This is a genomic window from Pelodictyon luteolum DSM 273 (assembly GCF_000012485.1).
Taxonomy (GTDB): domain Bacteria; phylum Bacteroidota; class Chlorobiia; order Chlorobiales; family Chlorobiaceae; genus Chlorobium; species Chlorobium luteolum.
The window spans coordinates 1,451,029-1,475,673 of the sequence record NC_007512.1; the positions used below are offsets into that span (position 1 = coordinate 1,451,029).

General features: G+C 55.8%; 20 protein-coding genes and 1 CRISPR repeat array (1 of these 21 only partly in view). Of the genes, 15 read left to right on the top strand and 5 right to left on the bottom strand.

The genetic code is table 11. The features are described 5' to 3' along the window. Positions 1-55: 55 nt before the first annotated feature. From PLUT_RS06665 to PLUT_RS06680, 4 genes are all read right to left on the bottom strand, one after another. The gene (locus tag PLUT_RS06665) at positions 56-1,444 is read right to left on the bottom strand and encodes an FAD-dependent oxidoreductase (RefSeq protein ID WP_011358015.1); all 1,389 of its coding nucleotides are present in this window, start codon (positions 1,442-1,444) and stop codon (positions 56-58) included. A gap of 47 nt (positions 1,445-1,491) precedes the next feature. Next, complete coding sequence (gene recR / locus PLUT_RS06670) at positions 1,492-2,106, bottom strand: recombination mediator RecR (protein WP_011358016.1); 615 nt, start codon at positions 2,104-2,106, stop codon at positions 1,492-1,494. 9 nt (positions 2,107-2,115) lie between these two features. Further along, positions 2,116-2,445: a YbaB/EbfC family nucleoid-associated protein gene (locus tag PLUT_RS06675; RefSeq protein WP_011358017.1), complete on the bottom strand. Its 330-nt coding sequence runs from the start codon at positions 2,443-2,445 to the stop codon at positions 2,116-2,118. Positions 2,446-2,572: 127 nt separating this feature from the next. Continuing rightward, positions 2,573-3,556 (bottom strand): transketolase family protein, encoded by a 984-nt coding sequence (locus PLUT_RS06680; protein ID WP_011358018.1) that lies wholly within the window; start codon positions 3,554-3,556, stop codon positions 2,573-2,575. Positions 3,557-3,641: 85 nt separating this feature from the next. On the opposite strand from PLUT_RS06680, the gene rsmA reads away from it, so the two are divergent. From rsmA to meaB, 7 genes are all read left to right on the top strand, one after another. Beyond that, complete coding sequence (gene rsmA / locus PLUT_RS06685; RefSeq protein ID WP_011358019.1) at positions 3,642-4,463, top strand: 16S rRNA (adenine(1518)-N(6)/adenine(1519)-N(6))-dimethyltransferase RsmA; 822 nt, start codon at positions 3,642-3,644, stop codon at positions 4,461-4,463. A gap of 94 nt (positions 4,464-4,557) precedes the next feature. Then, positions 4,558-6,453 carry a propionyl-CoA synthetase gene (locus PLUT_RS06690; protein ID WP_011358020.1) on the top strand — a complete coding sequence of 632 codons (1,896 nt, stop codon included), beginning with the start codon at positions 4,558-4,560 and terminating at the stop codon, positions 6,451-6,453. A 12-nt stretch (positions 6,454-6,465) separates the two neighbouring features. Continuing rightward, positions 6,466-6,879 (top strand): methylmalonyl-CoA epimerase, encoded by a 414-nt coding sequence (gene mce / locus PLUT_RS06695; protein WP_011358021.1) that lies wholly within the window; start codon positions 6,466-6,468, stop codon positions 6,877-6,879. After that, positions 6,876-8,660, top strand: coding sequence for a carboxyl transferase domain-containing protein (locus tag PLUT_RS06700; RefSeq protein ID WP_011358022.1), 1,785 nt, complete (start codon positions 6,876-6,878; stop codon positions 8,658-8,660). Before mce ends, PLUT_RS06700 begins: the two co-directional genes overlap by 4 nt. Further along, complete coding sequence (locus PLUT_RS06705) at positions 8,657-10,423, top strand: methylmalonyl-CoA mutase subunit beta (RefSeq protein WP_011358023.1); 1,767 nt, start codon at positions 8,657-8,659, stop codon at positions 10,421-10,423. Before PLUT_RS06700 ends, PLUT_RS06705 begins: the two co-directional genes overlap by 4 nt. Next, a complete protein-coding gene (scpA, locus tag PLUT_RS06710; protein ID WP_011358024.1) occupies positions 10,423-12,567 on the top strand; it encodes a methylmalonyl-CoA mutase in 2,145 nt (714 codons plus the stop codon). The genes PLUT_RS06705 and scpA overlap by 1 nt, the downstream gene beginning before the upstream one ends. Next, on the top strand, positions 12,564-13,577 hold the full coding sequence (meaB, locus tag PLUT_RS06715) for a methylmalonyl Co-A mutase-associated GTPase MeaB (RefSeq protein WP_011358025.1): 1,014 nt from the start codon (positions 12,564-12,566) through the stop codon (positions 13,575-13,577). Before scpA ends, meaB begins: the two co-directional genes overlap by 4 nt. Here the strand turns inward: meaB and PLUT_RS06720 are convergent. Continuing rightward, positions 13,561-14,019 (bottom strand): universal stress protein, encoded by a 459-nt coding sequence (locus PLUT_RS06720; protein ID WP_011358026.1) that lies wholly within the window; start codon positions 14,017-14,019, stop codon positions 13,561-13,563. The genes meaB and PLUT_RS06720 overlap by 17 nt on opposite strands. A gap of 376 nt (positions 14,020-14,395) precedes the next feature. On the opposite strand from PLUT_RS06720, the gene PLUT_RS11515 reads away from it, so the two are divergent. From PLUT_RS11515 to cas2, 8 genes are read left to right on the top strand one after another with little or no spacing between them, the layout of a single operon-like run. Beyond that, positions 14,396-14,635, top strand: coding sequence for a CRISPR-associated endonuclease Cas3'' (locus PLUT_RS11515; RefSeq protein ID WP_081423686.1), 240 nt, complete (start codon positions 14,396-14,398; stop codon positions 14,633-14,635). Then, the gene (gene cas3 / locus PLUT_RS06725) at positions 14,619-16,625 is read left to right on the top strand and encodes a CRISPR-associated helicase Cas3' (RefSeq protein WP_238974564.1); all 2,007 of its coding nucleotides are present in this window, start codon (positions 14,619-14,621) and stop codon (positions 16,623-16,625) included. The genes PLUT_RS11515 and cas3 overlap by 17 nt, the downstream gene beginning before the upstream one ends. Positions 16,626-16,648: 23 nt before the next feature. Next, the gene (gene cas5c, locus PLUT_RS06730; protein ID WP_011358028.1) at positions 16,649-17,362 is read left to right on the top strand and encodes a type I-C CRISPR-associated protein Cas5c; all 714 of its coding nucleotides are present in this window, start codon (positions 16,649-16,651) and stop codon (positions 17,360-17,362) included. Beyond that, complete coding sequence (gene cas8c / locus PLUT_RS06735; RefSeq protein WP_011358029.1) at positions 17,359-19,104, top strand: type I-C CRISPR-associated protein Cas8c/Csd1; 1,746 nt, start codon at positions 17,359-17,361, stop codon at positions 19,102-19,104. Before cas5c ends, cas8c begins: the two co-directional genes overlap by 4 nt. 11 nt (positions 19,105-19,115) lie before the next feature. Next, positions 19,116-20,015 carry a type I-C CRISPR-associated protein Cas7/Csd2 gene (gene cas7c, locus PLUT_RS06740; RefSeq protein WP_011358030.1) on the top strand — a complete coding sequence of 300 codons (900 nt, stop codon included), beginning with the start codon at positions 19,116-19,118 and terminating at the stop codon, positions 20,013-20,015. 5 nt (positions 20,016-20,020) lie between these two features. Beyond that, positions 20,021-20,665 carry a CRISPR-associated protein Cas4 gene (cas4, locus tag PLUT_RS06745; RefSeq protein ID WP_011358031.1) on the top strand — a complete coding sequence of 215 codons (645 nt, stop codon included), beginning with the start codon at positions 20,021-20,023 and terminating at the stop codon, positions 20,663-20,665. After that, a complete protein-coding gene (cas1c, locus tag PLUT_RS06750; RefSeq protein ID WP_011358032.1) occupies positions 20,662-21,693 on the top strand; it encodes a type I-C CRISPR-associated endonuclease Cas1c in 1,032 nt (343 codons plus the stop codon). The genes cas4 and cas1c overlap by 4 nt, the downstream gene beginning before the upstream one ends. A gap of 3 nt (positions 21,694-21,696) precedes the next feature. Next, positions 21,697-21,987 carry a CRISPR-associated endonuclease Cas2 gene (gene cas2 / locus PLUT_RS11520; protein WP_011358033.1) on the top strand — a complete coding sequence of 97 codons (291 nt, stop codon included), beginning with the start codon at positions 21,697-21,699 and terminating at the stop codon, positions 21,985-21,987. Positions 21,988-22,167: 180 nt separating this feature from the next. Next, a CRISPR array of direct repeats spans positions 22,168-24,645; the repeat unit is 32 nt; unit sequence GTCGCGCCCCACGCGGGCGCGTGGATTGAAAC (it continues 125 nt past the right edge of the window).

Genomic DNA, 24,645 nt, shown 5'->3' on the forward strand with positions numbered 1-24,645 from the left:
GTCTCAAAGATAACATTTTTTCATTTTCCGAATAATCATTTTCCGAATATTTTTTTTATCCCTCCCCGACTCCTGCTGCTTTCATGATCCCCGCTGCCGCCAGGTTGGCGCTCATCACCGCACCGCCCATGGAGTCGTAGTAGAGCTGCCGGGAAAAGCCGCCGGCAAGGAAGAGGTTGCGGAGAGGGGTCTCCTGCGTCGGGCGGTACTGCTCCATCCCCGGCAGTGGAGCATAGACCGACCGGGGAATTCTGACGACCGTCGACTTCAGAACGGTGGCTCCGGCCGATGAGGCGGGATAGCAGTTGCGCACCGAGAGGTCAACCTGGCGGACGATCTCCTCTTTCGTCATCTTCATCAAGGGAGAAGCCGGGGCCACGCAGAACTCAAGGCGGCTGCCGCCGTTGAAGGGTTTGCCGCGGAGCGTCGCATATTCAGGCGTCGTACGTGCAAGGTTCGCATAGACGGGAATCACCCCGTCGGGACTGAAGAGGACATTGTCAACCGGAGTGATCTCTCGATCGTACCAAAGCTGCACGGAAACGACCGGCACCCCTTCAAGGTTGTCGAGACCATGGAAAAACCGGTCATGCTGCTTCAGGGTCGGGGGAATGACACGGTTGAGATTGTGTATCGGCAGTGCGGCAAGGTAGTAGTCGGCCGTCAGGATCTCTCCGTTCCGAAGGAGCACGCCCTTGATTTCGCTGCCGTCGAAAAGAAGCTCATCGACCGCCGCACCGGTACGGAACTCCGCGCCCTTCCCCCTGGAGTGCCCGACCAGCGGCTTATGGATGTATTCCGAAGGGGCCCCTTTCAGGAATCCCATGCGCGAAGCGTCCGGAATGCGGTAGAAGGTTTCGGTGACGTCGAGGATGATCTTGGCGGAAATCTCTTCGGGGGGAATGAACTTCAGGGCCAGCGACATGGGCCTGAACATCTTGTCCATGAGATTCTTACCGAATTTCTTCTCCTGGGCCCACTCGGCAAACGTCAGATGGTCCTGGGTCGGCGCATAGGCGTCACGCTGCAGGGCAAGCGGAATGAGCGAACGGGAGAATGCGGCCATTTCGCCGAACGAGAAATACCCGTTGTTTATGATGGCGGGAAGCAGGTGCAGGGGGCTCGGCAGGTTCCATGTGCTGAAGGTGAAGCGCCCTCCTCCGGCCATTGTATAGGTCAGGCGGTGGTCCTTCCAGAGGACCGCATGGTAACTCCCGATTTCCCGAAGGAGATCGTACAGCACATCGTAGGCGCCGAAAAAACAGTGGGTGCCGGATTCCACCCAGTCGCCCTCCTCATCCTTCCAGGAAGAAACTTTTCCGCCGAACAGGTCGCGTTTCTCAAGAACCTTGACCTCGAAACCACGATCAACAAGCCGTTTTGCCGCTGTGAGGCCGGCAAGGCCGCCGCCGAGGATCAGTACCGATTTCTTATCTCCAGTCATATCAATAAATACCGTTCAATTGCTTGCAGAAAACCTGGCCGTTCCCGTTAGACCGCCGAGCGGCCTTCCATGGCCCGGGAAAGGGTGGCTTCGTCAATGAATTCAAGTTCGGCACCGACAGGGATGCCTCTGGCAATCTTTGTAACCTCCACCCCCAGCGGCTTGAGCAGCCGGCTGAGATAGAGGGATGTCGTCTCGCCCTCAATCGTGGGGTTCAGGGCAAGCACGATTTCACGAACGCCTCCGATCCCTTCGGGTGAAAGCCGGCCGAGCAGTTCGCGGATCTTTATGTCGTCCGGTCCGACCCCGTCCAGCGGGGAGATCACACCGTGCAGCACATGGTAGAGGCCCCGGTAGTGCCCGGTCTTTTCAAACGCGAGAACGTCGACCGGCGACTCGACGACGCAGATGACCGTCCGGTCACGCCCCTGGCTGGTGCAGATTGAGCAGGGATCCTCTTCGCGGTCGGTCACGTTCTGGCACACCGAACAGCGGATCACCCTGTCTTTCACATCAATGAGCGCCCGGGCAAGCCGCTCGGCCTCAAGCCGCGGCTGCTGCAGAACGTACATGGCAAGGCGACGGGCGGTTTTGCGGCCCACGCCCGGAAGACGCGAGAAAGCGTCAATCAGGGCTTCTATTGAGGATGAGCTGTACTGCATGCCCGGGGGTTACTGGCCGAGGTTTTTCAGGATGTCCTGAGGGTTGATCATTCCGCCGGCCACTTTCGAAATCTCCTCCTGCGCCATCCGGCCAGAGGCCTCGAGCGCACTGTTCACGGCAGCAAGCACCAGATCCTGAACCATTTCGGCATCGTCCATGATCTCGGGATCGATCCACAGGGAGAGCACCCGCTGCTTGCCGTTGACCGTCACCTTCACCATGCCTCCGCCTGCCTCGCCGGAGGTGACCAGCTTTTCCAGCTGTTTCTGCACATCCTGCATCTTTTCACCAGCCTGCTGGATCTGCTTCATCATATCGCCAAAATTCGGCATTCCCATATCTCAATCCTTCCCGTTTAGCTTCGTTCCTTTAATAAAACTCCGGTACCCCCTAAGGCCAACACGCCCGTCACGGGTACCGGAAGCAATGTTCGTCACCACGCAGCCGGAAGGGCCGCGGTGCAATTCAGTCCTTCCTTCGAAGGGCAAGATAGATCTTTTCAAGAATGTCCTCGGTCGTCAGCTTGTATTTCTGGAGCAGGTCGTCAGGTTTTCCCGACTCGCCGAACTGGTCCTCGACCCCCACCATCTCGATAGGAACAGGGATGTTGCGGGCACAGACGCCGGCAACGGCGTCACCAAGGCCGTTGTGGATCTGGTGTTCCTCAGCCGTGACGATCGCCCCCGTATCGTTTGCAGCGCGTACAATGGCGAGGGTGTCGATCGGCTTGATGGTGTGCATGTTGATCACACGCACGCCGACGCCCTCCTTTTCAAGGATCCTGGCCGCTTCAAGCGCCTTCCAGACCATGATGCCGCAGGCGATCACGGTGACATCCTTCCCGGGGTGGAGTTCGATCGACTTGCCGATCTCGAATCCGTCTTCATCAAGAGAAAAGTCGGGAATATTGGGTCGTCCGAACCGCAGGTAGACAGGCCCATTGTGGGCGGCAACTGCTTTGACGGCGCGTTTCGTCTCGCTGTAGTCGGCAGGAACGACCACCGTCATGCGCGGCAGGCCCCGCATGATGCCGATGTCTTCAAGGATCTGGTGGGTCGCGCCGTCTTCACCGAGGGTGAGCCCGGCGTGCGAAGCACAGACCTTCACATTGAGGTTCGAGTAGCAGAGCGACTGGCGGATCTGGTCGTAGACCCGGCCGGTGGCAAACACGGCGAAACTGGCGGCAAACGGGATCTTCCCGGTGGTCGCAAGGCCTGCTGCCATGGAAATCATGTTCGCTTCGGCAATACCGGTCTGAATGAAGCGCTCAGGGTAGGCGTCGCGGAACAGGTGCATGTTGAGCGAGCCGGTCAGGTCGGCGCAGAGAGCGACGACGGATTCATCCTCATGGCCTGCCTGAAGCAGGGCTTCCCCAAATCCGGTTCGGGTGGCTTTGTTTCCGCGGGAAACATATTGCCCGGCTTCGGCTCCGATGTTATTTTCTCCCATTACTGATCAGAATAGAGTAGATTATTGAAACTGCCTACCAACGTTGCGCCCGCCCGGCAGAGCGCGGCTGCAAACCACGCCCCTCATGACAAGAGTTGAATATAAGCATACAGAAATAGCGGTAAAAAAAAAACTGGGGCAAAACTTCCTCACCGACCGGAACATCACCCGTAAAATCGTTGCTGCTTCGGGTGCCGGGTCCCAGGACAGGATCCTTGAGATCGGCCCCGGCTTCGGGGCGCTGACGCGGGAGATCCTTGAGGTATGCCCCGCCTTCACGGTGGTCGAAAAAGACCGGGCGCTGGCGGCATTCATCCGGCAGGAGTATCCGCAGCTGCAGCTCATTGAAGCGGACTTCCTCGATATTGACCTTGAGCGGCTGGCCGCCGGCGGCCCCCTGCGGGTTCTCGGCAACATTCCATACTCCATCACCACCCCCATTCTCTTCAAGCTGCTGGAGAACCGCCGCTCCATCACCTCGGCGACCCTCATGATGCAGCACGAGGTCGCTGCACGCCTCGTGGCGACCCCCTCGACGAAAGAGTACGGGATTCTGGCCGTCCAGCTGCAGACCTTCTGCGATGTCCGCTACCTCTTCAAGGTCGGCAGAAAAGTGTTCCGCCCTCAGCCCAATGTTGACAGCGCCGTCATCAGCATGGTGCCGAAAAAGAATGTGGCCGTAGAGGACGCTCAGGCATTCAGCCGTTTTGTGCGTACCGCATTCCACCAGCGGCGCAAAACGCTCTACAACAACCTGAAAGACGCCTACATGCTTCAGGCTGTCGATGAAGGAACCCTGAAACTCAGGGCCGAAGCGCTCTCGATCGAAAAGCTTGCCGATCTCTTCAAGCTGGTGCAGCCGCTCCCGGCGGGTGAACCACCCATGAAAAGGGATGGCAGAAGGTAACAATTGCCAATTGTTCCACATCTGAATTTTCAGTAACATGATGATCGGCGACGTCCCGTTTCACGACCCACTCCAACATAGCGAGGGCACCCCCATGGAACACTCCTACAACGAGATTTTCAGTCAGTCGGTCCAGAGTCCCGAAACCTTCTGGGCAGAAGCCGCAGACCGGCTTCACTGGTACCGGAAATGGGACCGCGTCCTCGACAGCTCGAACCCGCCTTTCTACCGCTGGTTTACGGGGGGAACCACCAACACCTGCTACAACGCGCTGGACCGCCACGTCGACGAAGGCCGGGGAAACAGCCTTGCGCTGATCTTCGACAGCCCGGTCACAGGCACAAAAGAACGATATACCTACCGGGAACTGCGCGACATCGTGGCCCTGTTTGCCGGAGCACTGCAGTCGAGGGGCGTGCGCAAGGGCGACCGGGTGATCATCTACATGCCGATGATACCCGAAGCGGTGGTCGCCATGCTTGCCTGTGCGAGGATCGGCGCCATCCACTCGGTGGTATTCGGCGGCTTCGCCTCCCATGAACTTGCCGTGCGCATCGACGACTGCAAACCAAAGGTGATCGTGTCGGCCTCATGCGGCATCGAGCACTCGAAGGTTGTCGACTACAAGCGGCTGCTGGATTTCGCCATCGAACTGGCACACTTCAAGCCTGAAATCTGCATCATCCGCCAGCGCGACCAGCTGAAGGCGGAACTGAACGAGGAGCGGGACCTCTCATGGAAACAGTCGCTGCTCGGCGCCGAGCCGGCAGCGTGCGTGCCGCTTGAGTCGACCGACCCGCTCTATATCCTCTACACCTCAGGGACCACCGGCCAGCCGAAAGGCATCGTCCGCGACAACGGCGGCCACATGGTGGCGCTCAAATGGAGCATGGAGCACGTCTACGACGTGAAACCCGGTGAGGTTTACTGGGCGGCAAGCGATGTGGGATGGGTCGTCGGCCACTCCTACATCGTCTACGCTCCGCTTCTCCACGGATGCACGACCCTGCTGTTCGAAGGCAAGCCCGTCGGCACTCCCGACCCCGGCACTTTCTGGAGGATCGTCTCTGAATACGGCGTCTCGGTGCTCTTTACCGCCCCTACCGCATTCAGGGCGATCAAGAAAGAAGATCCCCACGGCCGCTACATGAAGCAGTACGACCTCTCCTCGCTCCGCACCCTGTTCCTTGCCGGCGAACGGGCCGACCCTGACACGGTGCAATGGGCTGAACAAAAGCTCCAGGTTCCGGTGATCGACCACTGGTGGCAGACGGAGACCGGGTGGGCCATTGCGGCCAACTGCCAGGGCATCGAACCCGGACCGGTCAAGTACGGCTCGGCTTCTCGTGCCGTGCCGGGCTATGACGTGCGGGTGGTCAACCAGGACATGGAGGAACTCCCGACAGGAGAGATGGGCGACATCGTCATCAAGCTTCCGCTCCCTCCCGGCACCATGCTGACCATCTGGAAGGCCGACAACCGGTTCGTTGAAAACTACATGACCCGCTACCCCGGCTACTACCAGACAAGCGACGCAGGCTACATTGATGAGGACCGCTACATCCACATCATGTCGAGGACCGACGACATCATCAACGTGGCCGGCCACCGTCTGTCGACCGGCGCCATCGAGGCGGAGCTGTCCGGCCATCCCGACGTTGCCGAAAGCGCAGTCATCGGAGTCCACGACGACCTGAAGGGGCAGGTACCGCTCGGCTTCCTCGTACTCAAAACAGGAGTCGACACCCCGCACCAGCAGATCGTCAAACATGTCATCGAGTACGTGCGGGAGAACATCGGTCCGGTCGCATCGTTCAAAAACGCCGTCATCGTCGACCGCCTCCCGAAAACCCGCTCGGGAAAAATCCTCCGCTCAACCATGCGCAAACTGGCCAACAGCGAGCCCTTCGACATCCCGGCAACCATCGACGACCCGGACATCCTCGAAGAGATACGTACAGCCCTCAGCACAATCGGCTATGCCACATGACAACAGGAATCAATGATCAGTAAAATAGACCATATCGCCATCGCCGTATCGAACCTCGACGAAGCAGTCCGGACCTACATGAACGTCCTCGGCTGCGGGGCGGATGCCATACGTATCGAGGAGGTCCCCTCCGAACAGGTACGGGTGGCATTCATTCAGGTAGGAGAGACGAAGATCGAACTGCTCGAACCCATGTCCCCGGAAAGCCCCATATCGAAGTTTCTGGAGAAGAACGGAGAGGGCATGCACCACATCGCGTTCTCCACAGACAGCGTAGCCCGGGAACAGGAGCGCGTAACAGCCCTTGGCATGCGCCCGCTCGGTGAGATACGCCGGGGAGCCGGAGGAAAGGAGATTCTCTTCCTCCATCCGAAAGACACGGGGCGGGTACTTATGGAACTCACCGGGAAAAAGAAAGAGGAATGAAGCACTTCCAGCTCCCTTTCGAGAAACAGGAAGGGTTCAGCTATGCACATGCAGACATCGAGGCGCTTTCGGAGTATGACAAGTACCTTCTCTCGTTCCATCCGGAGCGTCCGCGGTACCTCGACTACCTCACCCTGTTCGAGAAGCAGGAAGAGTGTCTCCGGAGCGACCGATTCGGCAGCTGCACCATACAGGTCCACCGCGCCGAACTCACCCTGAACGGCACCACCCACCGGGTGATGCTCATCGGCCAGCAGTCCTCCCCGACTTCCGACTTCGCCCGCCTCCAGGAGATCATGAAAAACCCGGAGGAGATCGCCCGCTGGAACCACGGCATGCCGACCCCGGCGGCTTTCCAGAAGGCCATCGAGGCCATCGCCCTCGCCGAAGCAGAGAAGCGAACCATCATCACCATCATCGATACGGCAGGGGCTGATCCCACCGAGGCCTCGGAAGCCGGCGGCATCGCCTGGAAAATCGGCCGCTGCATGCAGTCGCTCGCCGAAGCCTCCGTCCCCACCCTCTCTGTGATCATCAACCGCGGATGCAGCGGCGGCGCCATAGCCCTCAGCGGCTGCGACGGGATACTCGCCATGGAGTATGCGACCTATATGGTGATCTCTCCCGAAGCCTGTTCATCCATCCTCTTCCATACCCGCCAGAAGGCAGCACTTGCCGCCGAACTTTCCCGCATCACGGCACATGAGGGGCTGGAGCTCGGCATCATCGACGACCTGATCCCGGAATCGGAAGGCCCGGCGCACCGGTTCCCTGACGGAGCACTCCGCTCTTTCCGCTCCGGCGTGCTCCGCTGGCTTGAAAAGCTCTCCGCACTCTCTCTCGATGAGGTGTTCAGCAGCAGGATGGAGCGCTGGAAGCGTATCGGACGGTGGGAGTATATGGCTGAAGAGGAGATCAAGACTTTTGAAAAACCAGTCCGGAACCTCCCCGATGCACCCGAAAAGAACCGGTTTGTTCCGCGCCACAAAGGGTGTCGCGACAGCGAAGGCCGGGCCATCGTAGACCCGGTGCTTTTCTCTACACTCCGGCGAGACAACTTTCGCTGCGACACCTGCCTTCACCGCTACCTCCGCCTCACGGCACATGACTATATAGCGCTCGTGCTCGACGAAGGCTCGTTCAGGGAACATCCCCAAACCCGGCATATCATCGACAGCGACATCCTCGCCTTCCCCAACTACCCCGAAAAACTCAGGGAGGCGCGCCAGCGCTCCGGCACCGCCACGGCCTTCATCACCGGAGACGGCAGAATAGAGGGGCAGGATGTGGTGTTCTGTGCCTCGAATTTCAGTTTCCTCGGCGGTTCGTTCTCCATGTCGACCGGTGAAAAGCTGCGCATTGCCGCCTGCATCGCCCTCGAGCGGCAGTGCCCGCTCGTCATCCACGCCACGGGCGGCGGGGCGAGAATGCACGAAGGGTGCTCCTCAATGACGAGCATCCCCAAGATCCATGTAGCGCTCTCGGCCGTCGAGCGGGCCGGGCTTCCGCTCGTCACCATCATTTCCGACCCGACCCTTGGCGGCGTGGCCATCGGAGCCGGATCTCGTGGAGAGCACATCATAGAACATAATGCGGGCAATATCGGTTTTTCAGGCAAACGGGTCATCGAACAGTATACCGGCCTACCCACATCGAAAGGATTTCAGACAGCCGACTGGCTCAGGGAAAAAGGATACGCCTCCCGCATCGCACGACCATCTGAAATGAAGCGCGAAATATCGGCCATCATCAGCCGGCAACCATCAAACAGCAAGCAATGACAGCACAGGAGCCCGGTCTCGGGTATAGTGAATTTCCGGCGGTAAGCCGGGTTGAATGGAAAGAACGGGTGGCGTCAGACCTCGGGGAAGGCAAAACCTATGACCGGATTGTATGGCAGACGCCCGACGGCTTCCCGCTTGAACCCTGGTACGGCATCAATGAACCCTCGCCCCGGATCAGGGTCCCCATGCAGGCAGGCGGCACCACCGCAGTAAGCTGCCGACGCATCACGGCTGAAGATCCCGAAGAGGCAAACCGGGATGCGCTTCGGGCACTCGAGGAGGGAGCCGGTGCGCTCGAGTTCGTCATGACTGGCAAAGAGAGCTGCCGGCCGGCATATACCCGGCGGCTCCTTTCCGGCATCAGCCTTGAAAACGTCCCCGTATGGTTTTCCGGCACGCCGGACCATCTCGCCCTCACCGGGGCACTCGCCGCAATGGATGGATTCTCTGCCAACACCGGCGGACTGCTCAGCCCTCCTCCGGCCGGAGATTCCGGGTTGCTTCAGGCACTCTGTTCCGGTGAAGGCCTCCCGGTCACCTTCGGGACCCTCTGCGTGGACACCGTCCCCTTCCACGACAGGGGCGCGACTCCAGCTGAAGAGGTAGCGCTTGCTCTTGCCGGCATGAGCGACATGATTGAAGAGCTCCTTGAAGCCGGAATCCCCGGGGAAAGCATTGCAGGGAAAATGACCATCACTATGGCGGTGGGCTCGAGCCATTTTCTTGAGATGGCCAAACCGAGGGCGCTGCGGGCACTGCTCCCCCATCTCCTTGAAGCATACGGGATACCGGCGGACACATTGCCCCGCCTCTTCGCCAGAACCTCTCGCAGAAACCTCTCGCTCCTCGACCCCCATACCAACCTGCTCCGTCTGACTACCGAAACAGCCTCGGCCATCGCCGGAGGGTACGAAACGCTTGAGATCGCTCCGTTCGACGCCGGGAAATCGACCTCCGCGGGTGAAGCCGCCCGCATCTCGATGAACATCCACCTGCTGCTCACGATGGAGGCCGGGCTCGGCAGGGTCCAGGACCCTGCCGCCGGATCGCCCTTCATCGAAACCATGACGGCAAAGCTCGCCGGAACGGCCTGGGAGATTTTCAAGACCATCGAATCGGCAGGCGGACTCAGTGCCGCATCCCCCCTTGTGGAATCCATGATTGCCGCTGCGCGCAGCGCTGCCCTGAAACAGGCGGCAACAAGGAAAAAAACCCTTGTCGGGGTCAACCGCTACCCCGCAGACCTTCTTCCGCAGCAGCTCCTCCATCTCGACGCCCTCACGGCAACAGCCGACGAAAGCGTGGAGGGAAGTGAAACGGCACGCTTCGAACGGATCCGGCTCCGCACGGCATCGCATGCCCTAAAGACCGGCCGCACCCCGTCGGTGTTCATCTGGATGCACGGAAACCCGGCCGTATCCCGCCTGCAGGCAGGTTTTACCGAAGACTTCTTCCGCTGCGGAGGGTTCGCCATATCGGGCAGCGCTGAACTGGCGGTTGAGGCTGCATCGTGCGCGACCGCACTTGCAGACAAGCCCTCCTTTGTGGTGCTCTGCATCGCCGAAAAAGACCCCGTTCCCTCAGCCGAATCAATCTGCCGGATGCTTAAAGAGGCCTCCTCGGGCATCATTCCGGTGATGGCGGGAAAGCCCCCCGAAGGACACGAACGGCTTACTGCCGCAGGGATCGACAGCTTCATCTATACCGGGGTCGACTGCCCCGCAATGCTCGAGAAATACCAACACACGACAGGAGCGTAATGAAACCCGATTTTTCATCCATTGATATTTTCAGCGGGGCAGTACCCGCAGCACCGCAGCACGACGAGGCTGAAACGCCACGCTGGCTCACCCCGGAAGGACTCGGGGAATGCCGCTCCTATGCCGGCCGTGAAGAAGCTTCTGAAGCGCACCTGCAGGGTGCGCCGGGGTTCCCGCCCTTCACCGCAGGCCCCTACTCCACCATGTACACGACCAGGCCGTGGACCATCCGGCAGTATGCAGGGTTTTCAACGGCCGAGGAGTCAAACCTCTTCTACCGCCGCAACCTTGCCGCAGGCCAGAAAGGTCTCTCGGTCGCCTTCGACCTTCCGACCCACCGCGGCTATGATTCCGACCACCCGAGGGTGGTGGGAGATGTCGGCAAGGCCGGAGTCGCCATCGACTCGGTCGAGGACATGAAGATCCTCTTCGACGGGATTCCACTCGGCGACATCTCCGTTTCGATGACCATGAACGGGGCGGTGCTCCCCGTCATGGCATTCTACATCGTCGCCGCCGAAGAAGAGGGCGTGGGGCCGGAAAAACTCAGCGGAACCATCCAGAACGACATCCTCAAGGAGTTCATGGTCCGCAACACCTACATCTACCCTCCGGCGCCTTCAATGCGTATCATTGCCGACATCTTCCGCTATACGAGCGCCACGATGCCGAAGTTCAACTCCATCAGCATCTCCGGCTACCACATGCAGGAAGCCGGTGCCACGGCGGACCTGGAGCTGGCCTTCACCCTTGCAGACGGACTCGAGTACCTCCGTACCGGCCTCGAAGCCGGCCTGGATATCGACGCCTTCGCCCCCCGCCTCTCCTTTTTCTGGGCCAGCGGCATGAACTACTTCACCGAGATCGCCAAACTGAGGGCGGCAAGGATGCTGTGGGCAAAAATCGTGAAGCGCTTCAATCCGAAGAACCCGAAATCGCTGATGCTGCGCTCCCATACCCAGACCTCCGGCTGGAGCCTCACCGAGCAGGACCCGTTCAACAATGTTGCGCGAACCTGCATAGAAGCTCTCGGCGCCGCACTCGGCCATACCCAGTCGCTGCACACAAACGCCCTCGACGAAGCCATCGCGCTGCCCTCCCCGTTCTCGGCGCGCATCGCCCGCAACACCCAGCTCTACCTGCAGGAGGAGACCGACATCACCCGGAGCATCGACCCGTGGTCGGGCTCATACTATGTCGAATCCCTCACATCCCAGCTTGCATCGAAAGCGTGGAAGATCATTGAAGAGATCGAAGAAGCCGGAGGCATGGTGAAGGCTATCGAGCAGGGCATCCCGAAACGGCAGATTGAAGAGGCGGCCGCCCGCAAGCAGTCCCGAATTGATCGCGGAGAAGACAGCATCATCGGCCTGAACGCCTACCGTACCGCTGAGAAAACCGACATCGAGCTGCTTGAGGTCGACAATACCATGGTGCTCCATAAACAGATGGAACGCCTTGAAAGAATCAAGGCCACCCGCAACCCGGAGGAAACCCAGGCAGCGCTCCGGGCCATGACGGAATGCGCCCGATCGGGAGAGGGAAACCTTCTCGCCCTCGCCGTTGATGCTGCGCGCAAACGCGCCACACTCGGAGAAATATCCTCAGCCTGCGAAGAGGTGTTCGGCCGATACCGCTCAACAGTCAGGCTCAACAGCAACGTCTACATGTCAGGAATGGAACACAACCACCGGTTCAGGGAGGCACAGGACCTTGCCGACACCTTTGCATCCATCGAAGGCCGACGGCCGAGGATCATGGTCGCCAAGGTCGGACAGGACGGCCATGACCGCGGAGCCAAAGTCATTGCAGCCGGCTTTGCCGACGTCGGCTTCGACGTCGACATCAGCCCGCTCTTCCAGACCCCTGAAGAGGTCGTCCAGCAGGCGCTCGACAATGATGTGCACCTCATCGGCATCTCCAGCCTTGCAGCCGGCCACAAGACCCTCATCCCGGAGACAGTCAAGCTGCTCAGGGAGGCAGGACGGGAGGATATTCTGGTGATTGCCGGCGGCATCATACCCGAACGCGACCATGCGTTCCTCCGTAGAGAGGGAGTAGCGGCGATATTCGGGCCGGGTACCGTCATTGCCGATGCAGCCATTGAGATTCTCAGCATCCTCATAGGAAAAACCGGCGTATGAGCAGGCAGGGGTCAGCGGGAACCGGAGGACCGCTTGATGCGGAAAGCATTGCCCGGGGCGTGATTGGCGGCAACCGCCAGATGCTTGCCAGAGCCATCACGCTCGTGGAATCCGAAAACCCGGTGCACGCCGAATCGGCACGCCGCATCCTTGAGCAATGCATCACTGAAGGTCGGCATGCGATGCGCATTGCCGTCACCGGCTCGCCGGGAGCCGGCAAAAGCACCTTCATCGAATCACTTGGCGAAGAGATCATCAGCAACGGTCATAGCCTTGCGGTCCTTGCCGTCGACCCGAGCAGCCTGCGTTCGAGAGGAAGCATTCTCGGCGACAAGGCCCGCATGGAAAAGCTGACCGCACGAAAAGAGGCCTTCATACGCCCTACCGCGTCCTCAGGCCACCTCGGAGGCGGAGCGCCAAAAACCCATGAAACCATGCTGCTGCTGGAAGCGGCGGGTTATGAAGTCATCATACTGGAAACAGTCGGGGTGGGCCAGTCGGAAGTACATGCCGATGCCATGACGGACTTCGTCCTTCTCCTCATGCTGCCGGGATCGGGTGACGAGCTGCAGGGGATAAAACGCGGGATCATGGAAATTGCGGACGCAGTCGGCGTCACCAAGGCGGACGGAGAGCGGGTGGAGTTGGCCAAAGCAACAGCATCCGACTTTACGGCAGCCCTCGGCATGCTGCCCGAGAAACACCCCGGACACCGGCGGAAGGTGCTCCTCACCTCGGCACGCAGCGGAGCAGGCATCAAGGAAACCTGGGGGGAGATTACCGGCTTCTTCGATCTTCTCCAAAAGAGCGGGGAGCTTGAGCTGCGTCAGCTGCAGCAACGCTCAAGCCTGCTCCGGGACCTCGTCGAATGGGGACTCAGGAAAGCGTACCGGAGCGACCCTGCCATACAACAGCGGAAGGCGGAGATAGAGGCCGAGGTTGCTGCCGGCCGGCTGAGCCCGTTCGAGGGCGCCGATCTGCTCGTCGAAGCCTTTAGGCTTCGCCGATAAACTCCTTCTCATCATCCTTGACGATCAGCACCGGGCAGCCAGCCCTGCGCACGATTGTTTCGGCAACGCTTCCCATCAGGAGGCGGCTGAGCCCTTTCTTGCCGTGGGAACCCATGATGATGAGGTTGACATCGAGTTCGTTCAACCGCTCCAGGATGATGTCGGCAGGATTGCCGATGCGTACAAGCCCATCGGCCTTGATGCCGGCAGCACGAAGCTCACCGAGCAGGAGCTCGAGATCCTCTGTGGCAGCCTTCTCGAGGTCCTCTTCAAGCGGCACATAGTTGAGCGAGATGTCAACAGCCATCGGACGGGGCTCGACTACGTTGAGCAGCATGAGTGACGCACCCATGCCCAAGGCAAATTCCTGGGCGTAACGCACCGCCTTTTTCGATACATCGGAAAAATCAACCGGACAGAGGATGGTCTTGATCTTGAACATGGCTGTATGTTTATGTTGTCTGTTTGCAGACCTTCACTGCAGGATTTCTTTCAAATATATAACAAAAATAAGCTCGCAGACTACCCAATACCCACCGTCTCAATGTAATTGCTATAGGAAAATAACGCTCTACGCACATAAATTTTACACCTAGGACACCCTTTGTCCCATAGCCCATAGTAGATTGCTTTTGAATCGCCGGCTTAACACATAGTGATTTATTGAAATCAATGCATAAATTACACCAATAGGACTTCACGGTAAGGCGGCATAGAATCAAATCAACCCTTCCTTCCCAACCAGAGAACGTTCTGCAATTTATGCAGTCGATTTGCGCGATTCTTGTCAATGTAGAAAACTCAGCCCAGTTCCCCCGATGAAACCCGTTGCACATCTCCGTCAATTAGAGGATTCCGTTTGGGAAGAACATTCCCTTCATGACCACCTCATGCATGTTGCAGAACTTGCCGGCAGATTTGCAAAAGAGTTCGGCAATGCCGACTGGCTGCAAGCTGCGGGATTATTGCATGATCTTGGCAAATTCAACCCGACCTGGCAGGAATATATCCGCAGGAACAATGGGGATTATTCCGAGGAGGATGATGGGCAAGATTGACCATTCCGCTGCTGGAGCCATACATGCCGTGCAGAAACACGCCCTGATCGGAAAAGCTCTGGCCTATCTCATTGCCGGCCATCACACGGGGTTGCCGGACTGGTATCGTGAACCCGGTACTGGCGGCCAAACATTGCCCGAACGGATAGAGAACAAGGATCATCATCATCTTCAACATGCATTACAGGGTAAGCCTCCGGCTGACATTCTTGAGGTTTCCTTACCGACGACGCACCCCTGTGGAAGCCCGACTCCAGCTCCCGAATTGATGCACCTGTGGATTCGCATGCTTTATTCCTGTCTTGTCGATGCGGACTTTCTCGATACAGAAGCATTCATGAATCCGGATAAGGCTCAAGCGAGGTTACATGCATACAATCTTTCCGAACTGAAAGATACGTTTAATCATTTCATGGCCCGGAAACAGGCTGGAGCTAAAGATTCACCAGTAAACCGGGCAAGAAACTTGATTCTAGAAGAATGCCGTACGAATGCCGCTCTGGAGCCGGGACTTTTTTCCCTGACGGTACCAACAGGTGGCGGAAAAACACTGTGCTCCATGGCATTTGCCCTTGAGCATGCAATCCGGTTCCAAAAAAAACGAATCATTGTTGCCATACCCTATACCAGTATCATCGAACAGACTGCCGATCAGTACCGACAGATATTTGGCAATGATGCGGTGCTTGAACATCACAGCAACCTCGATCCTGAAAAAGGAAGCGGGAAGTATAGGCTTGCCTCAGAGAACTGGGATGCACCAATTATCGTGACCACGAACGTGCAGTTGTTCGAATCTTTATTTGCCGCCAAAAGCTCAGCATGCCGGAAGCTCCACAACATCGTCAATTCAGTTATTGTGCTTGATGAAGCGCAGATGCTGCCCACCGGGTATCTGCAACCGGTTGTTTCCGTTCTGGAATTGCTTGCGGAGCATTTCAGAACCTCAATTGTCCTGTGCACAGCTACACAGCCAGTCTTGTCCGGCAGAGTCGGAACCGGACAGAATGTGCTGAAAGGTTTCAAGAATGACGGTGTCAGGGAACTGATGTCTGATCCCGACAACTTGTTCAAGGTATTTCAGCGAGTAACGGTAAACATGCTTGGCGATGCCGATGAGAGGCATGAATGGGACAAAATAGCTGAAGCCATTACGACCCAACGACAGGCGCTATGCATCGTCAATACCCGAAAAGATTGCCGTGAGCTACATGGGCTGATGCCGGAAGACACCATTCATCTTTCTGCACTCATGTGCCCTGAACACAGAAGCCAGGTTATCGCCGATATCAAGTCAAAGCTGATTGATGGAGAATCTGTTCGTGTCGTCAGTACACAACTGCTCGAAGCTGGTGTAGATATAGACTTCCCTAGGGTTTATCGAGCATTCAGCGGTCTTGACAGCATCGCACAAGCTGCTGGCAGATGCAACCGGGAAGGAAAACATGAAAGAGGGGATGTCCTCGTATTCAACCCACCGAAACCACCGCCTCCCGGCATCATGCTGAAGGCTGAACAAGCCGGGAAGGAGATGTTCCGAGCATTTCCAGAACTGGCAACGACCCTCATGCCGAGAGCCTTCAGACAGTACTTCAGCCTGTATTACGGACGCTTGAACAGTTTCGATGTACAGAAAATAATGGAACTGCTTGTTGCAGATGCCCCTCAGCTCAATATCCAGTTCCGTACGGCGGCCATGCGGTTCAAGCTGATCGATGACAAGAGCCAGCATGGTGTTATCGTGCGATACCGATCCGAAAGAATCGATAGCAACCCGCTGATCGACCAATTGCGTTATGGCGGCCCGAATCGCAAGTTGATGAGACAGTTGCAACGTTTTTCGGTCAACGTGTATGACAAAGATTTGATGCAACTCAGAAATAACGGGCTGATAGAAAACATCAACGGTGTATGGGTGCAGCTGTCGGAAAGTGCATACCATCCGGTTTTCGGATTGAACGTCGATGCAACACTGGACTATTACTGGTAAATCAATCACGGGGATGATACGCTATGGAACATTTCAACAAAACGTTCTGCCTTGAAGTGAAAGGGGATTACGCCTGTTTCACAAGGCCGGAGATGAAGGTGGAGCGCGTCAGTTACGACGTCATCACTCCTTCATCGGCGAGGGGGATTTTCGAAGCGATATTCTGGAAACCAGCCATTCGCTGGCGAATTCGAAAGATCGAAATATTGAATCCGATCAAATGGATTTCGGTGAGGCGCAATGAAGTCGGTCAAACCGCAAGCGACCGAAGTGAGGGGATTTTCATCGAAACAGCGCGACAGCAACGAGCAGGCTTGTTTCTACGGGATGTGGCCTACCGGCTTTACGCTGAACTTGAGTTCATCCCGCATCCCAACAGAACTGAAACAAAACGTTCTGTTCCAGAACCACTCCTTGACACATGGGAAAAAGAAGAGTTCAGAAAAGACGAAAACCCTGGCAAATACTATGGCATCTTCGAGCGTCGAGCTCGAAAAGGTCAGTGTTTCAACCAGCCATATCTCGGTTGCCGCGAGTTCAGTTGCGAATTCAGGTTGATTGATGGCCACACAACGGAAACAGTGCCAATCAGTGAAACGCGCGATCTTGGATTCATGCTCTACGATCTTGACTTTGAAAAGAACGTCAAAGAATCCTCACCAGCGTTTTTCAGGTGCTGTATGGAACAAGGAGTGATCAACGTCCCGGCTTGGGATAGCGAGGAGGTGAGAAAATGATTTTACAGGCTCTCTATGACTACTACCAGCGCAAAGCTGTCGATCCGGATAGCGGTATTGCGCCAGAAGGTTTCGTATGGAAAGAAATTCCTTTTGTTATAGTGATTAATCACGAGGGTGATTTCATCTCACTTGAAGATACCCGAGAAGGAGATGGCAAAAAGAAACGGGCGAAAAAATATTTGTTACCGAAATCAGTCGGACGTTCAGGATCCAATGGATGGATGACAAGCTTTCTTCTATGGGATCATTACGGCTATGTGTTGGGTCATGCAAGAAGTGAAGGTGAAAAAGATCAGGTGATGGCTCAAAAACAGATGCTAAGCTTTATTAAAAAGATTCAAGATTTGCCTCAGGAGATTAAAGAAGACAACGGTGTCTTGGCTGTCATTCGTTTTTATGATCAACGCTCATATGAAAAAGTAAAAGATTCAGATAAGTGGGAAGAGTGCTCTAAAATCATCGGGTGCAATATGAGTTTTAGGCTGGATGGCGATAGCAGTCTTATACCATGCAATACTAGCGTTCAGAAATATATTGCGGATCAATGTGACGAAAACGCTGATGGTGTTACCGGCTTATGTCTTATCACAGGGAAAAGAGGAGAAATAGCCAGAATTCACAGTGATACACCGATAAATAAAGACTCAAAAAAATTTGTGTCCTTTCAGAGGAGCTCAGGATATGACTCTTATGGAAAGGAACAGGCATTTAATGCCCCAATCAGTAAATCAGCTGAGTTCGCTTATACCACTGCCATGAATATGCTCTTAGGAAAGGACTCAATAAATAAAGTGCAGGTAGGTAATACGACAAGTATTTTCTGGTCACAAAAAGAAGATGTCTTTGAGGCGATTTTTCCATCATTCTTTGGGTACAATAAAGACAATCCTGATGCTGATGTCAAAGCTGTAAAAACTCTTTTTGAAAGTGCCTGGACGGGATACGTAAATACCAACTCAAACACACGGTTCTATATACTGGGGCTTTCGCCGAATTCAGCTCGCATTGCTGTCCGATTTTGGCATACCGGAAGTATCGGGAAATGTTCCGGAAATATCAAACAGCATTTCGATGATCTTGAAATCATCAGACCTTCACATGATAGAGGACATTATTCCTTGTTCTGGCTTCTTTCCGCAATAGCACACGAGAAAAAGGTTGACAATATTCCGCCAAATCTCTCAGGACAAATTTTTGAAGCCGTTATAACGGGAGGGACTTACCCGGCAACCATGCTTCAGCAGACCATAAGGCGCATTCGTGCAACTCAGGACGTCACAAGGGTTCAGGCAGGAATTTTAAAAGCCTATCTCAATAGATTTCACAGAATTTACTCAACCAAAGAAAAGGAGACAATCACCGTGGCTCTTGATTCTAATAATATCAATCCGGGATATCGGCTTGGGCGGCTTTTTGCCGTACTTGAAAAAATTCAGGAGGAAGCAAACCCCGGAATAAACGCAACGATACGTGACCGGTTTTATGGCGCGGCTTCATCCACACCGGTTACGGTATTTTCGCAATTACTTAAACTGAAAAACCATCATCTTGCAAAACTCGACAATGAAGGCCGAAAGGTCAATTTCGAGAGGATGCTTTCTGACATATTTGCCGGGATCGATGCAAGTATGCCAGCACATCTTGCCATGGAGGATCAGGCCCGTTTTGCTATCGGCTACTATCACCAACGACAAGCATTGTTTACAAAGTCATCTTCAAACAACGAATCCAAAAATTAGGGAGAACAATCATGAGCGATCTTACAAAGAGGTACGATTTTGCATTACTGTTTGATGTACAGGACGGCAATCCAAACGGTGATCCTGATGCAGGAAATCTGCCCAGAATAGATGCAGAAACCGGCATGGGTCTGGTAACCGATGTTTGCCTAAAACGCAAGGTTAGAAACTATGTGCAGCTTTCAGGTAAGGATATTTTTATCAAGGAAAAAGCTGTTTTGAATACCCTAATCAGCAATGCATATGAAGAGCAGAAAATAGACCTTACAAAAGATCCTGTCGATTTGAAAGATGGCAAGAAACGCAACAAAGACGGCACTGCGCAAGGTGGTGAGGTCGAGAAAGGCCGTTCCTATATGTGTTCAAGATACTACGACATCCGCACATTTGGAGCGGTGATGTCTACAGGAGCTAACGCTGGTCAGGTGCGTGGACCCATTCAGATTACTTTTGCCCGGTCGGTTGAGCCGGTCGTTGCATTGGAGCACAGCATTACCCGTATGGCTGTCACAACTGAAGCGGATGCGGAAAAACAAAGCGGCGATAACCGGACGATGGGCAGAAAGTACACTGTACCCTACGGGCTGTATTGTTCACATGGTTTCGTTTCGGCTCACCTCGCAAATCAAACCGGCTTCTCAGCAGAAGATCTCAAACTGTTCTGGGAAGCCTTACAGAATATGTTCGAACATGACCGCTCTGCAGCCCGAGGTATGATGTCTACTCGAGGACTCTATGTTTTCGAACACAGCACAGCTTTGGGTAACGCTCCGGCCCACAAGTTGTTTGAACGGATTAAAGTGGAACGGAAGCCGGAATCAGAAGGTCCGGCTCGTTCATTTGAAGACTATACCGTTACGATAGATGAAAGCGGACTTGACGGCGTGACTTTGCATAAAATGCTGTGCTGAAAAGCATGTACGCTGCATCCGATTTCATAGCGCTCTCGGCATTGCAACACTTCGTTTATTGCCCCCGACAGTGTGCATTGATCCATATCGAACAGGTATGGGCTGAAAACAGCTTCACTGCTGAGGGTAGGGTAATGCATGAACGTGTTGACGACGGAGAAACATCGTACCGTTCGGGGGTTCGAACTACAAGGAGCGTCTTGCTACGAAGTTCTATGCTGGGTGCTTCGGGTATAGCTGACGTTGTCGAGTGGCATAAGAGCAATAGCCTTGAGGAACCGTTCCCGATAGAGTACAAGCGAGGAAGGCAGAAAAAGCATGATGCCGACAAGGTTCAACTCTGTGCCCAAGCCATCTGTCTTGAGGAGATGCTTAACCTGACAATACCTGCCGGAGCATTGTTCTATGGACAGACAAAACGGCGGTTCGATGTGACTTTCGATTCAACACTTCGAGCAAAAACCGTTTCTACTGCAGAATGCGTTCATGAACTGTTCAGGAATGGCGTCACTCCCCTGCCGGAACCCGGCCCGAAATGTACACAGTGCTCATTACAGGAGCTCTGTCTTCCTAAGGTCGTTGCACATAATCGGTCGGCTAAAGAGTATGTGCACAAACTGCTTCATGAACTGTCGGAGGGTGAAATTTGAAAAAGCTGCTCAACACGCTGTTCGTAACTACGCAAGGAGCATATCTGTCGAAAGAAGGAGAGTGTGCGGTAATAAAAATCGATAAGGTTGAAAAGGTACGGCTGCCCCTTCATATGCTTGACGGAATTATCTGCTTCGGGCAGATAACCTGCAGCCCATTTCTCATGGGTCACTGCGCAGCCAATGGCGTAACCGTAACGTTCCTTACCGAATACGGCAAGTTCCTCTGTCAGGTACAGGGGCCAACAAAAGGCAACATTCTGCTCAGGCGTGCACAGTACAGGCAAGCTGATAACTATCTGCAGTCGGCCATGCTTGCCCGATCGTTCGTCATCGGGAAAATCGGTAATAGTAGAGTTACGCTAGCAAGAGCCCTGCGGGACCACCCCGATAAGATCGATTGCGAAAAGATGCATTATGCTCAGCAACTGCTGGCAGGCTGTATAAAAAAGCTTGGAAATGAAACCGATCAGGAGCGAATCAGAGGCATCGAGGGTGAAGCTGCAAGAATATATTTCGAGGTATTCGACCAGTGCATTACCTCTTCTGATCCGTTGTTCTGCTTCAATGGCCGGAACCGTCGGCCGCCGGTTGACCGGGTAAACTGCCTGCTGTCGTTTCTCTATACCCTTGTGACGCACGATATCCGATCTGCACTTGAGTCATGCGGGCTCGATCCTGCAGCGGGTTTTCTGCATAAAGACCGACCCGGCCGCCCGAGCCTTGCGCTCGATATGCTGGAAGAGTTCCGTTCCTATATAGCCGACAGAATGGCATTGTCGCTGATTAACCGGGGACAGATTCATGCGAATGATTTCACAGTATCCGCAACTGGCGCTGTGCTGATGAAAGACGATGCAAGAAAAACATTACTAACGGCTTACCAAAAAAGAAAACAGGACGAAATAGAGCATCCTTTTATAAGAGAGAAAATGGCTGTAGGACTGATTTGGCATATGCAGGCTATGTTGCTGGCCCGTTATATCCGAGGGGATATCGATATGTACCCACCCTTTGTCTGGAGATGACCGATGCTGGTACTTGTAACCTATGACGTCAATACAGAAACGCCTGCCGGCAGGCGAAGGTTACGCAGGATTGCTAAAACTTGCCAGAACTATGGGCAACGAGTTCAGTTTTCCGTTTTTGAATGCAATGTCGATCCGGCACAATGGGTAAAACTCCGTGCAAAGCTGATGCAGGAAATGAATCCTGCCCATGACAGCCTGCGATTTTATTTTCTCGGTTCAAACTGGCAGAATCGTATTGAACACGAAGGAGCAAAAGAACCGCGCGACCTTGAAGGACCGCTAATTTTATAACACGCGAACCTCAAGCTGCACCTGAAAACCCAGAAATGTTCGCGAGAAAGCTTAAAAGCATTATTTATAGCAACTTAACTCTTCATGTCATCAGGTTTGCGTAAAGTGTTATTTGACATACGAAACGGTTCGCGGATAATGCTCCGCAACCCGTGGAATAGCTGACTCTATAGATTGACAGTCGCGCCCCACGCGGGCGCGTGGATTGAAACTTTGATGAATGGAACCTATCGGACGAGCGAGTAGTCGCGCCCCACGCGGGCGCGTGGATTGAAACAGCGTAGGGTATAGGTACGGTATCGATAGGGTAGTCGCGCCCCACGCGGGCGCGTGGATTGAAACTGATAGTGTGGTATGGCCAGCCATTATAGGCCGCGTCGCGCCCCACGCGGGCGCGTGGATTGAAACCGGACGGGGATCACATTATTGCCCGCCGTAACGAGGTCGCGCCCCACGCGGGCGCGTGGATTGAAACCTTGTGAAGAAAATGGCGCAATTAAAGGTGTTGGTCGCGCCCCACGCGGGCGCGTGGATTGAAACAATGATGGTGGTACGATTTACAACCTCGTTGTGGTCGCGCCCCACGCGGGCGCGTGGATTGAAACAATCGGATTGCAGACCGTATCTATGAGATGCTTGAGTCGCGCCCCACGCGGGCGCGTGGATTGAAACTCATGCCCGCCGTTGAAGTTCAGCAAGGGATCGAGGTCGCGCCCCACGCGGGCGCGTGGATTGAAACACCAAAATCACAGTCGTTTTCGTAACCGCAACGGTCGCGCCCCACGCGGGCGCGTGGATTGAAACGGGTAGTTATGGCGGAGCATCTGGAGCGTGGGGTGTCGCGCCCCACGCGGGCGCGTGGATTGAAACGCCGAGCTGATGGTTGGCCTCTGGGGTGGCATCGTCGCGCCCCACGCGGGCGCGTGGATTGAAACAAAACTTGGTGCAACAAAAGTCACGCTGTCTGAGTCGCGCCCCACGCGGGCGCGTGGATTGAAACAAGTCCGCTCGGAGTATCGTGGACCTGGTCCCAGTCGCGCCCCACGCGGGCGCGTGGATTGAAACTTTGTATACATGGGGGCTTGCCTTTGGTGGGCCGGTCGCGCCCCACGCGGGCGCGTGGATTGAAACCTATAACCTCATTACATGGTTGGAGCACCGCTATGTCGCGCCCCACGCGGGCGCGTGGATTGAAACGAAGCGAATACGACAAATCATACTCTCCGCCGGGTCGCGCCCCACGCGGGCGCGTGGATTGAAACTTTTTCGAGGGTGCCGGGGACGGAAGGGGACTCGTCGCGCCCCACGCGGGCGCGTGGATTGAAACTACCCTGTGGTTGAGCTTGATGGCGCAGGCGCTGTCGCGCCCCACGCGGGCGCGTGGATTGAAACTGAATATCCGGCGCCATCTTACGGAACGCATCGGTCGCGCCCCACGCGGGCGCGTGGATTGAAACTTGAACGCGTCGCTTTCGTCGGCGACAATCATTGTCGCGCCCCACGCGGGCGCGTGGATTGAAACTCTTCCGGACCGAGCTCCTCGATGTATGGGTTCGGTCGCGCCCCACGCGGGCGCGTGGATTGAAACAGTTATCCTTTTGAGGTTAAAGTTCGTACGCGAGTGTCGCGCCCCACGCGGGCGCGTGGATTGAAACCGAGGCAAGTACGCAGGGTTCGTCAGGTTCAAGGTCGCGCCCCACGCGGGCGCGTGGATTGAAACAATATCGGCCTGCATATCCAACAGCGCGTTTATCGTCGCGCCCCACGCGGGCGCGTGGATTGAAACTCGTCAAACGCTATCCTCATAAAAGGGCGTGATGTCGCGCCCCACGCGGGCGCGTGGATTGAAACATCCGGGAGGTGCAGGAGGCGACCGGCATCCCGGTCGCGCCCCACGCGGGCGCGTGGATTGAAACAGCGACGACATCAGCCGACAGATACGGCTCGATGGTCGCGCCCCACGCGGGCGCGTGGATTGAAACATGTACCGGACAGCCCGCAAAAATGCAATCTCCGTCGCGCCCCACGCGGGCGCGTGGATTGAAACTAAAAAACCTTGAGGAGGTAGGGTTATGAAAGTGGTCGCGCCCCACGCGGGCGCGTGGATTGAAACAACCAGGAGCGATGGCTCGATGATGTAGATGATGCAGTCGCGCCCCACGCGGGCGCGTGGATTGAAACAAACTCATTTGTTGTTGTTTCCCGGTTCCGCTGGGTGTCGCGCCCCACGCGGGCGCGTGGATTGAAACCACTATAAAATCAGAAGAAAGAGAAGGCAAGGAAGGTCGCGCCCCACGCGGGCGCGTGGATTGAAACTATTCGACGATTATCACCATAATAAGATGAAGCAAGTCGCGCCCCACGCGGGCGCGTGGATTGAAACGCCTCAAGACGGGCAGCAGTGTTATCGAGAGCCCGGTCGCGCCCCACGCGGGCGCGTGGATTGAAACAGGTAAGTTCCTGCCGACCGAGGAGAAGATTGCTCGTCGCGCCCCACGCGGGCGCGTGGATTGAAACTACTTCGGCTCTCGCGGGCTTGAGAAGATTGGGCAGTCGCGCCCCACGCGGGCGCGTGGATTGAAACTTCGGGATACAGCGCGTCAACTGATACCCGTGCCCGTCGCGCCCCACGCAGGCGCGTGGATTGAAACATGAGTC